Source organism: Paenibacillus sp. Y412MC10 (genome assembly GCF_000024685.1).
Classification (GTDB): Bacteria; Bacillota; Bacilli; order Paenibacillales; family Paenibacillaceae; genus Paenibacillus_AQ; species Paenibacillus_AQ lautus_A.
The window spans coordinates 2,460,498-2,475,511 of sequence record NC_013406.1 but is presented as its reverse complement, the minus strand read 5'-3'; the positions used below and the strand labels follow the sequence as shown (position 1 = coordinate 2,475,511).

General features: G+C 50.3%; 14 protein-coding genes. 2 read left to right on the top strand and 12 right to left on the bottom strand.

Annotated elements, in window-relative coordinates; all coding sequences use genetic code 11:
- Positions 1 to 9 precede the first annotated feature (9 nt).
- The 4 genes from GYMC10_RS10660 to lpdA form a co-directional block, all read right to left on the bottom strand.
- Positions 10 to 1,422: a dihydrolipoamide acetyltransferase family protein gene (locus tag GYMC10_RS10660; RefSeq protein ID WP_015734475.1), complete on the bottom strand. Its 1,413-nt coding sequence runs from the start codon at positions 1,420 to 1,422 to the stop codon at positions 10 to 12.
- Between the two features lie 18 nt (positions 1,423 to 1,440).
- Positions 1,441 to 2,427 (bottom strand): alpha-ketoacid dehydrogenase subunit beta, encoded by a 987-nt coding sequence (locus GYMC10_RS10655; protein ID WP_015734474.1) that lies wholly within the window; start codon positions 2,425 to 2,427, stop codon positions 1,441 to 1,443.
- Positions 2,428 to 2,430: 3 nt separating this feature from the next.
- Positions 2,431 to 3,459, bottom strand: coding sequence for a thiamine pyrophosphate-dependent dehydrogenase E1 component subunit alpha (locus tag GYMC10_RS10650; RefSeq protein ID WP_015734473.1), 1,029 nt, complete (start codon positions 3,457 to 3,459; stop codon positions 2,431 to 2,433).
- 174 nt (positions 3,460 to 3,633) lie between these two features.
- Positions 3,634 to 5,055 (bottom strand): dihydrolipoyl dehydrogenase, encoded by a 1,422-nt coding sequence (gene lpdA / locus GYMC10_RS10645; RefSeq protein WP_015734472.1) that lies wholly within the window; start codon positions 5,053 to 5,055, stop codon positions 3,634 to 3,636.
- Between the two features lie 157 nt (positions 5,056 to 5,212).
- On the opposite strand from lpdA, the gene GYMC10_RS10640 reads away from it, so the two are divergent.
- Positions 5,213 to 5,518, top strand: coding sequence for a DUF2627 domain-containing protein (locus GYMC10_RS10640; protein WP_015734471.1), 306 nt, complete (start codon positions 5,213 to 5,215; stop codon positions 5,516 to 5,518).
- A 64-nt stretch (positions 5,519 to 5,582) separates the two neighbouring features.
- On the opposite strand, the gene GYMC10_RS10635 is transcribed toward GYMC10_RS10640, so the two are convergent.
- From GYMC10_RS10635 to GYMC10_RS10610, 6 genes are all read right to left on the bottom strand, one after another.
- A complete protein-coding gene (locus GYMC10_RS10635) occupies positions 5,583 to 5,795 on the bottom strand; it encodes a hypothetical protein (RefSeq protein ID WP_015734470.1) in 213 nt (70 codons plus the stop codon).
- Between the two features lie 68 nt (positions 5,796 to 5,863).
- The gene (locus GYMC10_RS10630; protein ID WP_015734469.1) at positions 5,864 to 6,751 is read right to left on the bottom strand and encodes an NAD-dependent epimerase/dehydratase family protein; all 888 of its coding nucleotides are present in this window, start codon (positions 6,749 to 6,751) and stop codon (positions 5,864 to 5,866) included.
- Positions 6,752 to 6,954: 203 nt separating this feature from the next.
- Positions 6,955 to 7,929, bottom strand: coding sequence for a family 43 glycosylhydrolase (locus GYMC10_RS10625; protein WP_015734468.1), 975 nt, complete (start codon positions 7,927 to 7,929; stop codon positions 6,955 to 6,957).
- A 78-nt stretch (positions 7,930 to 8,007) separates the two neighbouring features.
- Positions 8,008 to 8,919 carry a carbohydrate ABC transporter permease gene (locus tag GYMC10_RS10620; RefSeq protein WP_015734467.1) on the bottom strand — a complete coding sequence of 304 codons (912 nt, stop codon included), beginning with the start codon at positions 8,917 to 8,919 and terminating at the stop codon, positions 8,008 to 8,010.
- A gap of 54 nt (positions 8,920 to 8,973) precedes the next feature.
- The gene (locus GYMC10_RS10615; protein ID WP_009591261.1) at positions 8,974 to 9,849 is read right to left on the bottom strand and encodes a carbohydrate ABC transporter permease; all 876 of its coding nucleotides are present in this window, start codon (positions 9,847 to 9,849) and stop codon (positions 8,974 to 8,976) included.
- An 81-nt stretch (positions 9,850 to 9,930) separates the two neighbouring features.
- The gene (locus GYMC10_RS10610; RefSeq protein WP_015734466.1) at positions 9,931 to 11,172 is read right to left on the bottom strand and encodes an extracellular solute-binding protein; all 1,242 of its coding nucleotides are present in this window, start codon (positions 11,170 to 11,172) and stop codon (positions 9,931 to 9,933) included.
- Positions 11,173 to 11,447: 275 nt separating this feature from the next.
- On the opposite strand from GYMC10_RS10610, the gene GYMC10_RS10605 reads away from it, so the two are divergent.
- Positions 11,448 to 12,350 carry an ArsR/SmtB family transcription factor gene (locus tag GYMC10_RS10605; RefSeq protein WP_015734465.1) on the top strand — a complete coding sequence of 301 codons (903 nt, stop codon included), beginning with the start codon at positions 11,448 to 11,450 and terminating at the stop codon, positions 12,348 to 12,350.
- Positions 12,351 to 12,602: 252 nt separating this feature from the next.
- Here the strand turns inward: GYMC10_RS10605 and spo0A are convergent, their stop codons facing one another.
- Together spo0A and spoIVB are read right to left on the bottom strand one after the other, a co-directional pair.
- Positions 12,603 to 13,406 (bottom strand): sporulation transcription factor Spo0A, encoded by an 804-nt coding sequence (gene spo0A, locus GYMC10_RS10600; RefSeq protein WP_009591253.1) that lies wholly within the window; start codon positions 13,404 to 13,406, stop codon positions 12,603 to 12,605.
- A gap of 195 nt (positions 13,407 to 13,601) precedes the next feature.
- A complete protein-coding gene (gene spoIVB / locus GYMC10_RS10595) occupies positions 13,602 to 14,936 on the bottom strand; it encodes a SpoIVB peptidase (RefSeq protein WP_015734464.1) in 1,335 nt (444 codons plus the stop codon).
- Between the last annotated feature and the right edge of the window lie 78 nt (positions 14,937 to 15,014).

The following is a 15,014-nucleotide window of genomic DNA, read 5'->3' as shown; positions in this document are numbered from 1 at the left end:
AGACGTTGATTAATAGAGCTTCGTATCAAGGGTGTAGCCTTCCAGATTGTCTTTGACGCGTTGGAGGAATCTCCCGCAGATCACCCCGTCCAAAATCCGATGATCCAGGGACAAACACAGGTTTGCCATGGAACGAACCGCGATCATGTCATTGATAACCACCGGCTTTTTCACGATGGATTCAAATGTCAGAATCGCAGCCTGCGGATAATTGATGATCGGATAGGACAGAATCGAGCCGAAGGACCCCGTATTGTTAACCGTAAAGGTACCGCCCTGCATGTCGTCCAGCTTCAGCTTGCCTTCACGTGTCTTGCGCGCTAGATCCTCGATCTCTCTCGCAAGGCCCGCGATATTCTTCTGATCGGCACGGTGGATGACCGGCGTCAGCACGGAATCCTCCGTACCGACGGCCAAGGACAGATTGATATCGCGCTTCACCACGATTTTATCCACGGCCCAGAACGAATTCATGATCGGATAATCTTTAATGGCGTTCACTACGGCTTTCAGCAAAAAGGCCAGGTAGGTTAAATTAACCCCTTCCTTGCGCTTGAACTCGTCCTTCAATTGATTGCGCAGCAGCACGATGTTGGTCACGTCGACTTCGATCATCGTCCAGGCATGCGGTATTTCCGTAACGCTTTGACGCATGTTTCGGGCAATGGCATTCCGCATCGGCGTTACATCAATGAAGTATTCGGATCTTCCGCCTTCCATGCCCTCCACTTCAATGGTCGGAATTTTCGGCGATTCCGTCAAATGCAGCCCCGAATGGCGCACATCCGGAATGGCTGTGCCCAGAGGAGGCGACGGTTCCGCAGGCGTCTGATGCTGGAGCCCTTGAAACGGCGAAGTCCCGCTCGGCTGCACTGCTTCGCTTTGCGCTTGCGCGCTAGGGAAAGACGGCGCTCCGGCAGGAGCGCCTTGGCCTTGGCCTTGGGCTGCCCCCCCTTTTTCGATATAAGCCAATACGTCCTTACGGGTTATTCTTCCGCCCATGCCAGATCCCTGGACCTTCGAAAGATCGATCCCATGTTCCGCGGCCAGCGTCTGTACGGCAGGCGAGTAACGGAAACGCATCGAGCCTTCCTCGCTGCCTGCTCCCTGCTGCGGACTCGCTGAAGCTGCTGCTGCCGGCTGGGGCGAAGGTGCTATCCCTTCTCCGGAAGCGACCGCGATCCGGCAAATAATATCGCCAACATTGACGGTTTGGCCTTCTTGGGCAAGAATATCGCCCATGACGCCGTCCAGGGTGGATGGAATCTCGGCATTGACTTTATCTGTGATCACTTCACAGATCGGTTCGTATTGCTCAATGGAATCCCCGGGCTTCTTCAGCCACTTGGCAATGGTCGCCGAAACAAGGGATTCTGCCAGCTGAGGCATCGTAACATCGGTCAATTTCTGATTTTCGGACATGCTCACAACTCCCTGTTCTTAATAAAGCGCCAATTGACGCATGGATTCTTTGACTTTGTCCTTGTTAAGCATAAAGAATTTCTCCATCGGCGGACTGATAGGCATAGCCGGCACGTCCGGACCGCATAGGCGCATGATCGGAGCATCCAAATCGTACAAGCAGTGCTCCGCTATGATCGCGGATACTTCCCCGCCAACGCCGCCGGTCTTGTTATCCTCGTGAACGATCAGCACTTTCCCCGTTGCCCGGGCTGCGGCGATGATCGCGTCCCGGTCCAGCGGCTGTATGGTACGCAGGTCCAGCACATGCGCGCTGATGCCTTCTTCCTTCTCAAGCTCTTCGGCAGCCTGCATGGCGAAATGCAGCGGCAGGCTGTAGCTGATCACCGTAATATCCGAGCCTTCGCGCAGCAGGTTCGCTTTGCCGATCGGGACAACGTAATCGTCGTCCGGCACATCGCCGGTAATCAGCTTATAGCATTTCTTGTTCTCGAAGAACAGAACCGGATCCGGGTCGCGGATCGCCGCTTTCAGCAGCCCTTTTGCATCATAGGCCGAGTAAGGCGCAACGATTTTCAATCCTGGCGTTCCGAAGAACACCGATTCCGGGCACTGGGAATGATACAAACCTCCGAATATGCCGCCGCCGATCGGCGCGCGGATCACGACGGGGCAGCTCCAATCGTTATTGGAACGATAGCGGATTTTCGCCGCTTCGCTAATAATCTGGTTGGTTGCCGGGAACATGAAGTCCGAATATTGCATCTCGGCAATCGGCTTCATGCCGTACATGGCTGCACCAATAGCCACACCGGCAATCGCGGACTCCGCCAGCGGGGTATCGAGCACCCTCATTTCGCCGAATTGATCCATCAAGCCCTTGGTGGTAGTAAACACGCCGCCTTTGACGCCCACGTCCTCGCCTAACACGAATACGGACTCGTCACGCTCCATCTCTTCCTTCATGGCCAGGCGTATTGCATCGATATATTCCATTACCGCCATCTCTTACGCGCCTCCTTCAGCATCGGCATATACGTGAAGAAGCGTATCTTCAGGCTTCGGAAATGGAGCCAAGTCTGCAGATTCCGTCGCTTCTTTGATCTCCAGGTTTAACTGCGCGATCAGATCCTGATCGCGTGCTTCGTCCCAGAGCCCGCAGTCGATCAAATAGTTCTTAAAACGGGCAACGCCGTCTTTCTTCCAGTTCTCTTCAACCTCTTCTTTGGTCCGGTACGCCAAATCGTTATCCGATGTGGAATGCGGAGACAAACGGTACATCATGGATTCGATCAACGTTGGTCCTTCCCCTCGGATCGCGCGTTCCCGCGCTTCCTTCACGGCCGCGTAAACTTCCAGAGCGTCGTTGCCGTCCACTCGAACACCCGGAAAACCGTACCCGAGCGCGCGGTCGCTGACCTTTCCGCTAATCTGTTTATGAAGCGGAACCGAAATGGCGTATTGGTTATTCTCGCACATGATAATGACGGGGAGCTTGTGAACGCCGGCAAAGTTGCAGCCTTCATGGAAATCGCCCTGATTGCTCGAGCCTTCGCCAAACGTAACAAACGATACAAAATCCTTCTTCTGCATCTTCGCGGCAAGCGCGATGCCTACGGCATGCGGAACCTGGGTCGTTACAGGGCTGGAGCCGGTCACGATCCGCAGGCGTTTACTGCCGAAGTGGCCCGGCATCTGCCGTCCGCCGCTGTTCGGATCCTCGGCCTTGGCAAAAGCCGACAGCATTAATTCCCGAGGCGTCATGCCAACCGCCAATACGAATCCGTAGTCGCGGTAGTAAGGTAGAAAATAATCTTTCTCCCGGTCGAGGGCAAAGGCAGCAGCAACCTGACATGCCTCCTGCCCGATTCCGGAAACGTGAAAATTAATTTTGCCCGCACGCTGCAGCAGCAGATTGCGCTCATCGAATTTTCGCGCCAGCACCATATATTTGTACATGTCCAGCACTTGTCCGTCGGTCAGTCCAAGCTGCTCATGCCTATTGTTGTTTGCCGTAACCGTTTCATGTTCTTTCATGGAGATCCCTCCTTTATGTGAGCCATGACTTCAGGCTTGATCCGCCTCGCAACCTGAGTTTGAGGCATATTAGATCAAGTATTAAAACCTGGTACTAAGACTTGGCTTAATGATATTATAATCCCTTTCTCGGCAAAAAGAAATGAGGGATTCCACAAAAGAATATCCTCATTCCTACAAACCGATCGCTCGTCCATCCACGGCAAGCATCGCTTCGCCGATGATTTCGGATAATGACGGATGGGCGTGGACCGCCGTGCCGACTTCCCATGGGGTCGCATCCAGCACTTGTGCAAGAGCCGCTTCGCCAATGAGCTCGGTTACGTGCGGACCCATCATATGCACTCCCAGAATATCCTGCGTCTTCTGATCGGCAATGACTTTTACGAACCCTTCCTTTGTTCCGTGGATCAAAGATTTGCCGATCGCCGAAAACGGGAATCTGCCGATCTTGATCTCATGTCCGCGTTCTTTCGCCTGCTTCTCCGTCAGCCCGACGCTGGCTACCTCATGACGAGTGTAAATACAGCGCGGGATCCATTCGCTGCGGAAGGACTCCGTCTTCTCGCCTGCCAGATGGTTCACGGCAGCAATCCCTTCATGGCTGGCCGCATGCGCAAGCTGAAGACCCCCGATGCAATCGCCGATCGCGTAAATATGGGGCTCCGTTGTCTGCATATTCCCGTTCACGGCAATGATGCCGTTCTCCACGCGAACATCGGTATTCTCAAGTCCGATATTCTCGGTATTGCCCACTCTTCCGACAGAGAGCAGCAGCTTGTCCGCTGACAACGTTCTTGTGTCATCCTTATGCTCGATCGCGATGGACACGCTTTGATTCCGGATCTCACAGCTGTCGGTTAATAGCTTTATGTTCGTGATAACCTCTACGCCCCTGGCGCTGAGCATCTTCGACAGCTCGCGTCCGATCTCCTCATCCTCCGTAGGCAGCAAATGGGATGAAGCTTCCACAATCGTGACCTGAACTCCGAAATCATTCAGCATCGAGGCCCATTCCACGCCGATTACGCCGCCCCCCACGATAATGATGGATGAGGGAAGTTCATCCAGCTGAAGCGCATGGTCGCTAGTCAATATATGTATGCCGTCAGGCTCTAATCCCGGTAAGTGACGCGGACGCGATCCGGTCGCAATGATCAGATGGGTGGGAACCACGGTTTCCATCTCGCCATCCGGAAGCTCAACCGCTACGGCCCCGCTGCGCGGAGAGAAAATGGACGGGCCGATAACTCTCCCCTTGCCCTGCACGACGGTGATTTTATTTTTACGCATCAAATATTGGACGCCCTGGTGCAGCTTCTCCACAATGCCGTCCTTCCGTTTCTGCACTTTGTTAAACGATAGCCGGACTCCGTCCGTCTCGATTCCATAGCTCTCGCTATCCTTCATTTCCGCATAAAGCTCGGCGCTTCGAAGCAATGCTTTGCTCGGAATGCACCCGCGGTGCAAGCAGGTCCCTCCCAATTTGTCCTGCTCGATGATAACCACATTTTTACCGAGCTGGGCTGCACGGATGGCTGCAACATATCCACCGGTACCTCCGCCAAGAATTGCTACATCACATGTTATAGCCACAAACGGCACCTCCATCATAAGTCCAGTTATACACTTTCATTGTACTCTCTTTTTTTCGGATTACAAAATCGTCATCCATAATCGAAATAGACATCCCCTTATGAAAAAGGTATGATAAACGGTAGTTTAATACATCAGTCGCAGGAAGGAATCTTCTATGAAAATGTTAATTTCCCGCTTTATTGCCATCTTGATTTTGGTTATTCCGGGTTTTATGGCAATGAAGGGTTTCTTGATGATGAAAGATGCGGTTTTTCTATATATTGCCGTGCATGGGGACGACAACGTGGCGAACCCCGCTTTCGGTTGGCTTTCTTTTCTTGGCGGACTGGCCCTGTTCGTCATCGGCATCGGTTTCCTGGGCGGCTGGATTCTGTTCCGCGACCGCAAACGGAATTACGTCGGTCCGAGATTCAAAAAGAAGCGCCCGGCACCGAAATCAGGAACCCCGTCCAAAAGCTGATTCACCCATACAAAACAAACACCGGGGAGCGCTCCCCGGTGTTTGTTTGTTTTGGCCCAAGTTGTTATTCCATGAGGGCATCCTTCAATTTACTCGACATTCTATTTTCTTTGGAGGCCGCTTTTAGGGCGGTTCGCCGCAGATTGACATTCTGTCTCGTTAAAGCTTCGATTTCTTCATACATCGCATGGATTAACGTCAGGGCATCCGGAGGTAAACCTCCCTTGGATTCCGCCTCCTGTATACGCTCTTTCCATGCTTCCATCTTGTCGCTCATGCTGATCTTCCTTTCAGGGCAATTCCCTATTCTCCGTCTTCAACCCCATGCTTCCTACGCCCGTATCATTAACGAACCTTCAAATCGGCGGACAATTCGGCAATCAATTTCGGCATCCAATCGTGCAGATCCCAAAATTTAAAGCCGGCGGCTGCGGCTTTGGCATGATCCATCGTCCAATCACCCGGAATGCCGAACGGAGACATGTGATCCGGTGCCGCCGATGACTGGAGCGGAGCCGTCCTCCCGATTTCCTGCTGGATCAAGCCCATCATTTCCCGTACCGAAATCGTGCCGCTCGAACATGCATTAACCGGGCCTTCCAATTGGACTCGGCCTGCCCACTCCAGAAATTCTGCCGCTTCCTCGGCATGCACAAACGAGATTTGCGCGTCGGGATCCGGCAAACCAATGGCTTCCCCGCTCGCAGCATGTTCAATATGGAAAAGCAGCCTTCGCGTGTAATCATCCGGTCCAAGGACAATCGGCAGCCGGACGGCGGTTACATTGAGGTTATGGCGACCGAACAATACCGCCTCCGCCTGGCGCTTGCCTTCCTTGTAGCTGTAGTCCCTGCTTTCATTCATCATGACCGGGTATCTGTAAGGATCAAAGTCTTCTTCCCTCACCGGATGATCCGCAAAATCATATACCGACAACGTGGAGGTCAGCACATATTGTCCTACACGTCCGGCAAATAAATCCGCTGCTTGTCCCGCTTCTTCCGGCGTATAACATATATTATCATATACGATATCAAAATCCTGGCTCCCCACTGCCTGCTTTAAGCTCTCCGTATCTTTCCGATCCGCGGCAAGCCGCGAAACGGCCCCCCCGAATGGATCCTGGTGTTGTCCGCGCGTCAAAATCGTAACGGCATCGCCGTTAGCCACCAGCCGGTTAACCAGCCTTTTGCCAAAAAAGCGGGTTCCGCCCAATACTAATATCTTTGCCATTTATAATTCCTCCCTACCAGGAAATAAGTATATCGTTAATAAAAACGATTCTTACTACACCCTTAACCATTCAAACAGGTTTCCTGTCCTTTTTTCTCCATCCGTACCGCAGACTCCTTCTTTTCTCCTATTTAATATTATGCAGCCGCCTGCCTCGGAATTTAAAAAACCGACCCAGCATTTAAGCTGGGTCGGTTTCAAGGTCATAACTTGGATATCATTGCATGATCCGCTCTCGGCACACCGAAATTCGGCGTACCGTCTTCATTCCACCGGATGATCTGTACGCGCGCATGGCGGTTCGGATCATATAGCGGATCACCCACGATCTCCTTGTAACTACGGGCATGGTAAACCAGGATGTCCAGCAGGCCGTCCTCGGAGACCGTGAAGCTGTTGTGTCCCGGCCCGTATTGGCCATTGGCTTCCGATGTCGTAAATACGGGCAAGGGTGATTTCACCCAGGATCCCGGATCCAGCAAATCGCTGTCCTCATCGGCCGTCAGCAGGCCCATCGCATAGTTATGGTCCGTGGCGCTTGCCGAATAGGTCATGAATATACGACCGTTTCGCTTCAGGACGGCGGCTCCTTCATTCACCAGATAGCCGATCTTCTCCCAATCATATTCGGGAACCGATATGCAAACCTGTTCCCCTGTCAGGGTCCAGGGATTTTCCATCAAGGAGATATATAGATTCGAGTTGCCCGGAATGGCCGGATCTTTCTGGGCCCATACATAATACCGCCTTCCCTTATGCTCAAACGTGGTTGCGTCCAGTGCAAAAGACTCCCACTTCGTGATCACTTGTCCCTTCTCCACCCATTCTCCTTCCAGCGGGTTCGCCGAAGCGTTCTCCAGCACGAACATGCGGTGATCAAACAACCCGTCCCTCGTTTCGGACGTATGCGCCGCTGCGTAATACACATACCATTTGCCCTCTATGTGATGAAGCTCGGGCGCCCATATATTGGCGCTCATCAAACCCGAATCATGCTTGCGCCAAACCGTTAGGCCTTCCGCATCCGCAAGCCCTTGGATCGTTTCCGAGCGTCTAAGCTCGATCCGGTCATATTCCGGCACGGAACCGGTAAAGTAATAAAAACCATCGCTATGTTTATAAATCCAGGGATCTGCCCTCTGCTCGATCAGGGGATTTTTTATATATAATTCAGTCATGGTGACGACTCCTATACCTTGTAGTTTGACTTCGTTAGCTTTCGGTTTACTTGCTCTTCATTTCCGTTCTTCAAAAAACTATCCTTTGATACCCGCGTTTAAGTTGATCGACTGCACAAAATATTTCTGGGCAAACAGGAACAACAGCAGCGTCGGAATGATGGCCAGGATCGCGGAACCCATCAATTGTCCGATCATGCGATAATTGCCGTAGATGTCCTGCAGCAGCAGCAATCCTGCCGTAACCGGCATCTTCTCCACGTCGGTATACACGATGACCGGCCAGAGGAAATCATTCCAGGAACCCGTGAATGAAAACAGGCCGCATACAATCAACACAGGCTTCATCAGCGGCAAAATGATAGAATAATAGATTCTAAAGTCACCCGCGCCGTCCACGCGTGCCGATTCGTCCAGATCCTTGGGAACGCCCATCATGAATTGTCTGACCAAGAAAATGTTCCCCATGCCTGCCAAACCTGGAATAATCATCGCCCATGAGGTGTTTACCCACCCCAGCGCATCTATGATTTTGTAGGACGGAATCAGGTTCACGACTCCGGGAAAGAAGGAAATCCCCAGCAAAGTAAAGAACAAGGTGTCCCTTCCTTTAAAGTTCATGCGGGAGTACCCGTAGCCGGTGATGGAAATGACCACGATCACCAGCAGCGTATGCATCGTTGCGATAAAGACGGAGTTCATCAACCAGCGCAGGATCGGGGCCGTCGACGTATTTTGCAGGATCGTGACATAATTATCGAATATCCAGTTGTCGGGCAGCAGACTGAAACCGCTGGATACGACCTCCGCCTGGGACCGGAACGATGTGGTAATGCCAAAGATGACCGGAATCGCCCATATTACGCACAACAGGATGAGAAATGTATAAGCCATATATTTGGACACGCTAATGTTGGTTGAAGCCTTCTTCGGACCGGAGCGGGTAAGCTTAGTATCCGCGTTCGCTTCATGTACTACCGGGTTCGACATTGCACAGTACACCTACCTTTTATCGTTTCCGTCGTTTGCAGGCAGAACATGCCGCTAGGACGCGTTTCGGTTCATCACATAATATTGAAGGGCTGAAATGACCAGAATGACCAGTCCGAGCAGCACCGCCATCGCGGATGCCATGCCGGCAATGGATTCCCCGTGGCCGAAGGCCAGCTGGCGAATATACATCATCAATACCGTCGTGCTCTGTCTGGGTCCTCCGTCCGTCATCATTAATGGCTGACCGAATACGTTGAAAGCTCCGGCGGTCGTCATGACAAAGGTATAAATCAGCGGGAAACGAATGGAGGGCAGCGTAATGCTCGAAAATCTGCGGACGGGCCCCGCTCCGTCCATCTCGGCCGACTCGTACAAATCCTTGGATACTCCGCTGATGGAAGCCCGGTAGATGATCATGTTTCCACCGACTCCGCCCCAAACCGTAATGACAATAATGATCAGCCAGGCATAAGGCTGGTTGGCTGCCCAAACCGTTTCGGAGCCGAAGACGTTGTTCGTGATCCCAAGCTGCTTGTTAAAAATCAATGACCAGATCAGTGCCGCTGCGGAGATCGAAATTAATCCGGGAATATAGAGAATGGATTGAATGACGTTTTTCATTTTCACTTTTTTGTGTTCGAGCGACACCGCGATCATTAACGGGATAACGATTAATATCGGTACGCTCAAAACTACGAAGATCAACGTATTTTTTAATCCGTTCATAAATTGGGTATAGAAGGTGGACTCCGCATCAAACAGAATCGTTTTATAGTTGGCCAGGCCGACCCATACCGGGTCATTGATCAGATTCCATTGCGTAAACGAAGCATAGATCCCGTATAGGGTCGGTAATAGAATAAACACGATGAATAGAATCAGATGAGGACCTACAAAGAAATAAGGTGTCAGCGACTTCTTTTTCATACCCTTTCATTTCTCCTTTGGAAAAGAAAAGCGTCATGAGGTTTGGACGCTTTTCTTTTTTTCAATCGGCTCTGCCTTCATTTACTTTGCGGCACTGTTGCCTTCTGCGATTTTATCCTCTACGAACTTCTGCATCGTCGCCAGGGTTTCGTCGATATCGACGTTGCCCCGCACAATATCCGCTGCATATGTATCTACAGCCTCGGCAACATATGGATAGTACTCGTAAGTGTAAATGTACAAGGATTCAATTTCTTTTTCATTGGACGTGAAGAATGATTGAATATAGTTGTTGTAGTCCGGACTCTCAATGACTTGTTTACTCGCTACGATCTGACCCGCTTTTGCCCACTCGATCGAGTGTTGGCGAATGAACTCCAGGAACTGGCCGATGGCCTGCTCTTTTTCATCCGTTCTCTTCTCGTTCTTCAGCATGGAGAACAGGTGGGAGGATGCTCGGTTTGTATATGTATCCGCACTCGTCGAATAAATGTTGGTTACGCCAAAGTCCAGGCCGTCAACCGTGGCATGGGCCGTCGAGCTCCATGTGCCGTCTGTCGAGAATAAAACGTTTCCAGCTTGGAACATCAGGTAGCCGTCTTCGCCAAATGGTGTCATTAAACCCGCATCGGCTATTTTCTTAATCTCCGTAAATGCCTGCTTCATGGCTTCCGTATTGACTGCAGGTTTGCCGTCTTGCTGGATGTCTCCGCCCAAATTCTGTATTTGAGCCAACACAACCCAGCCCAACAGCGCGTCATTGACCACGTAATCGCCCTCATCCAACTTGCCTTGCAGCGACAACATTTCATCGATGGTCACGACATCGTCATCCAGGAAACTTTCAACATTGTATTTCTTGAGCAGATTTTTGTTGTAGTACATCGCGTTGCTGTGGATATCAAGCGGTACCGTATATTGGGTGCCTTCGACGTTTCCGGTTGCCCAGGCCTGCGGCAGATAATTGTCCTCTTTCAATTCCGGCTGCGCTTGCATGACCGCCGTCATCGGCTCCAACACACCCTGCTTAACGAAGCTTGAAACGCGGTCCGCGTGGATGATGGAAAGATCGGGAACGCCTTTGCCGGAATTAAGAACGGTGGATATCTTCGTATACATGTCCGAAGTGATGACATGCTTCACTTTATACTCGGGATTGGTGGCATTGTAATCCTTAACGAGCTGATCCATGTAAGCCCCGTCATCACCCGTCAATGGCGTCCAGAAGGTAATGGTGTTCTTGTCGCTGTTACCGCAACCTCCCAGTACCGCTACCGCTAACAATGCAAGTATCAGTGAAACCCCCATTTTTTTCTTCAACAAACTCTCCTCCTATTACTAATCATTTGGTTAATCATTCACCGGCCAGAATCATGAAAACGATTAACTTTGGTTCAGTATACACTCGCACTGAAAGCGTTGTCAATAACTTATACATAAATCTTAGTTATAATTTTTATATTTGATTAACTTTTTAGTTAATTATATTGTTGAAAAAATGTGCGTTTAATTGCCAAGATTTATGTACAGGTTAATAATGCTTGTGTTATGATGCATATTAGTTAATAATTGAAAACCTTGTTGAAAGAAGTGGTCATATGCAATTGGAAATAGACAAGTCATCGCTTGTGGTTTACGAGGCTTTGGCCAGCGAAGTTCGCATCAAGATTATTCAGCTGCTCTCCAAAAACAAAATGAACATCAAAGATTTGGCGCAGGAGCTTCAAATCAGCAGTCCGATCGTGACAAAGCATATTAAAAAACTTGAAGATGCCGGCATTATCCGGACAGAGAAGGTGCCGGGAAAATCGGGGCAGCAGAAAATTTCGATCCTGAAGGTGGATCACATTGAAATCAACTTCCCCAAAAAGATCTTCCATTCCTTTGCTTCTTATGAAGCCTCGGTGCCGATCGGGCATTACACCGACTATGACCTGAAGCCTACGTGCGGCCTTGCTACCGAGAAGGAGTTCATCGGACGGGTTGACGAACCCAAGTACTTTATGGATCCCAAGCGCGTGGATGCGGAAATCCTGTGGTTTACCGAGGGGTTCATCCAATACAACATCGCCAACTTTCTGCAAAAGGATGAGAAGCTACAGCAATTCGAAATCAGTTTGGAGATATCGTCCGAGTTTCCTTTTTCCAATGATGTGTGGCCATCGGACATTACGTTTTCCTTGAACGGAATGGAGCTCGGCACGTGGACGAGCCCAGGGGATTTTGCGGATACGCGGGGGAAATATACGCCTGAATGGTGGCCGCACAACATCAACCAATACGGTCTGCTGAAAACGATTCGGATTACCAGCCACGGGACGTATATCGATGGCGATCCTCTCTCAACCGTCTCCGTGGACGACCTGAATTCGGCATGTGATCGCTGGACCTTTCGTATCGAAGTCAAGGAAGACGCGAAGCATGTTGGAGGCGCTACGTTATTCGGCAAGAAATTCGGAAACCATGCGCAGGATATCCAGTTCAAAATGTATTATCTGTGAGGAAATCGATGGTACGCAGCACCGGAAGGAGATTACCGGGTGGTGATGTAACCTTAGTAAAACAAAACAAACCAGCTGCTGATCCGGCTGGTTGTTTGTGCTGATGAATTCCGTCCTGAAACATAAAATCACTCCTTCACAGGTTACGATAGCCGCAACCAATAAAGGAGTGATTTCAATAAATCGCTCAAGTAGACATTTAGGTGTGCATCGTCCATGTCCCTAAATCCCTTTCTCTTAGTCCTTACCCTTTCAAGAGACCTTATGCTCGATCCGAAGCTTGTCTGCCACCATGGCAATGAACTCGCTGTTGGTCGGCTTCGATTTGCTGATGTTAATGGTGTAGCCGAACAAGTGGCTGATGGAATCGATGTTACCGCGCGTCCAAGCCACTTCAATGGCATGCCGGATCGCCCGTTCCACTCGGGATGGCGTTGTTTTGAACTTCTCAGCGATGGCCGGATACAGCGTTTTGGTAATCGCGCCAAGAATTTCGATATTGTTGTACACCATGGTAATGGCTTCGCGCAAATATTGATATCCCTTGATATGAGCCGGAACGCCGATTTCATGGATAATGGAAGTGATATTCGCGTCCAAGTTCTTGCCCTTGCCCATAGGAACCACATTGGATTTCATGCTTGTAAACGGAGTGCCGGAGGAAATGCTGCTCGGCGAACCCACAAGCTGTCGAATGCGGCTGGCGAGCACCTCCATGTCAAACGGCTTTAAAATATAATAGGAAGCACCCAACTGCACCGCGCGCTGCGTAATATTCTCTTGGCCGAACGCCGTGAGCATAATGACTTTCGGCTGCGGAGACAGATTCATGTCGCGTAAACGCTCGAGCACCCCAAGCCCGTCCAAATGAGGCATAATAATATCAAGGATCAGTACGTCCGGTACTTTTCCGGATTCCTCAATCATGCTCAGTACTTCTTCGCCATTATAAGCGATTCCGGATACCACCATATCTTGTTGATCCGAAATGTATTCGCCGAGCAGGTTTGTAAATTCACGGTTGTCGTCTGCCAATAATACCTCAATCTTTTGCAATTCGTGCTCCTCCTTTATCAGATCAGTTGTTATTTTAGAACATTTTTCTGTTTATAAAGTTTTCGACATGCTTATTTAAATTCCTTCTGTCGAAAATTATTTTTCTTTATTTTTTTTTGAAGTTGATTTATAATTAAATATTTTGTTTCAAATTAATCTCTATTTCGTTCTTTTACGACAAAAAATCTCAAGGCATTAACCTGCCTTAAGATTTTGAGGTGTTGATTCTGTAGATTGTAGTACGCCGGAATCTTGAAGCATCCACTCGATAAAGCACCCATATCCCGACTTAGGGTCGTTTACAAACACATGGGTTACCGCTCCAATCAGCTTACCGTCCTGAACGATGGGACTGCCGCTCATGCCCTGCACGATCCCGCCGGTTTTCTTAAGCAGTCTTGGATCGGTAATGCGCAGCACCATTCCTTTGGTCGCTGGAGCGTCCTGTTTGGAGACGTGAACGATCTCCACCGTAAAGCGTTCGACTTCCTGGCCTTCAACGACGGTTAATATTTCAGCGGGACCTTCCTTCACCTCATGGGAAAAAGCAACGGGAATCGGCTCCTGATACAGTCCGTGATCCGGAAGCTGATTCATTTTACCGAAAATGCCGAAATGGGTATTGCGTTCGACATTGCCTAAAATCTTGCCGTCTTTTGTGAAGGTTGCCCTTTTCTCTCCGGGCTCGCCTTCTTCGCTACGGCTAATCGAGGTGACGTTGGATTGAACGATCTGGCCGCTTCCAACATCAATGGGGGTCTGAGTATTCATGTCGGTGATGACATGACCGAGCGCTCCGTAGACCTTCTGGTGAGGCGCATAAAAGGTAAGCGTCCCTACGCCTGCTGCGGAATCACGGATATACAGGCCAAGGCGCCAGCTTTGATCCTCTTGGTCATAAGCGGGACTCAGCTTTGTTTTCATTACCTTGCCGTCCCGTTTAAAGGATATGTCCAGCGGCCGATTCGCTTTACCGGCCTTCTCGACGATCTCGGCAACCTTCGTGACATCGTTAAGCGGCTTTCCATCCATCGTTGTAAGCAGGTCGCCAAGCTTTAGGCCGGCAGCTTCGCCGGGAGACACTTTGGCCCCGTTTTGAACCCGTACCAGATGATGTCCAACCACCAGTATACCGGAGGATTTCACTTTGACGCCTATGGTTTGGCCTCCCGGTATGACTTTAAGTTCCGGCATCACTTTGACATGGACAGTCTTCAGAGGAATTGTACCGAATAATTTCAGGGTCACTTCTGCGTTTCCGCTTTGCTGGGGATTGAGCTGCAGCGGCTGTTTCAACGATACTTGAAGTTTCGATTCCCGGGAGCCGTTTAGCTGCAGGACATCCGGTCGATCAACTGAAGCGAGGGCTTGCACAGGCATGGCAACATCAAGTCGGGACTGCTGACCGGTAATCAATCTCAGTTCATCGGGCAATGAGGCAAAAGATTGGACAGGATCAGCAGTTCCAATGAAACAAAGAAGGAAAGCAAGAACGAAACCGAGCAGTTTTCTCCTGAGGTTGGGCTTCAATGGCTGTCACGCTCCCTTTTTCTTCTTTCGCTTGACGAAAAGGTGGTCGCCAATTGCGTACCTTTAAGTTACCCTGCC

Excerpts from the sequence above, each read along its gene's own strand:
- GYMC10_RS10660 (WP_015734475.1), bottom strand. The coding sequence starts at position 1,422 with ATGTCCGAAAATCAGAAATTGACCGATGTTACGATGCCTCAGCTGGCA.
- GYMC10_RS10655 (WP_015734474.1), bottom strand. The coding sequence starts at position 2,427 with ATGGCGGTAATGGAATATATCGATGCAATACGCCTGGCCATGAAGGAA.
- GYMC10_RS10650 (WP_015734473.1), bottom strand. The coding sequence starts at position 3,459 with ATGAAAGAACATGAAACGGTTACGGCAAACAACAATAGGCATGAGCAG.
- GYMC10_RS10640 (WP_015734471.1), top strand. The coding sequence starts at position 5,213 with ATGAAAATGTTAATTTCCCGCTTTATTGCCATCTTGATTTTGGTTATT.
- GYMC10_RS10635 (WP_015734470.1), bottom strand. The coding sequence starts at position 5,795 with ATGAGCGACAAGATGGAAGCATGGAAAGAGCGTATACAGGAGGCGGAA.
- GYMC10_RS10630 (WP_015734469.1), bottom strand. The coding sequence starts at position 6,751 with ATGGCAAAGATATTAGTATTGGGCGGAACCCGCTTTTTTGGCAAAAGG.
- GYMC10_RS10625 (WP_015734468.1), bottom strand. The coding sequence starts at position 7,929 with ATGACTGAATTATATATAAAAAATCCCCTGATCGAGCAGAGGGCAGAT.
- GYMC10_RS10620 (WP_015734467.1), bottom strand. The coding sequence starts at position 8,919 with ATGTCGAACCCGGTAGTACATGAAGCGAACGCGGATACTAAGCTTACC.
- GYMC10_RS10615 (WP_009591261.1), bottom strand. The coding sequence starts at position 9,849 with ATGAAAAAGAAGTCGCTGACACCTTATTTCTTTGTAGGTCCTCATCTG.
- GYMC10_RS10605 (WP_015734465.1), top strand. The coding sequence starts at position 11,448 with ATGCAATTGGAAATAGACAAGTCATCGCTTGTGGTTTACGAGGCTTTG.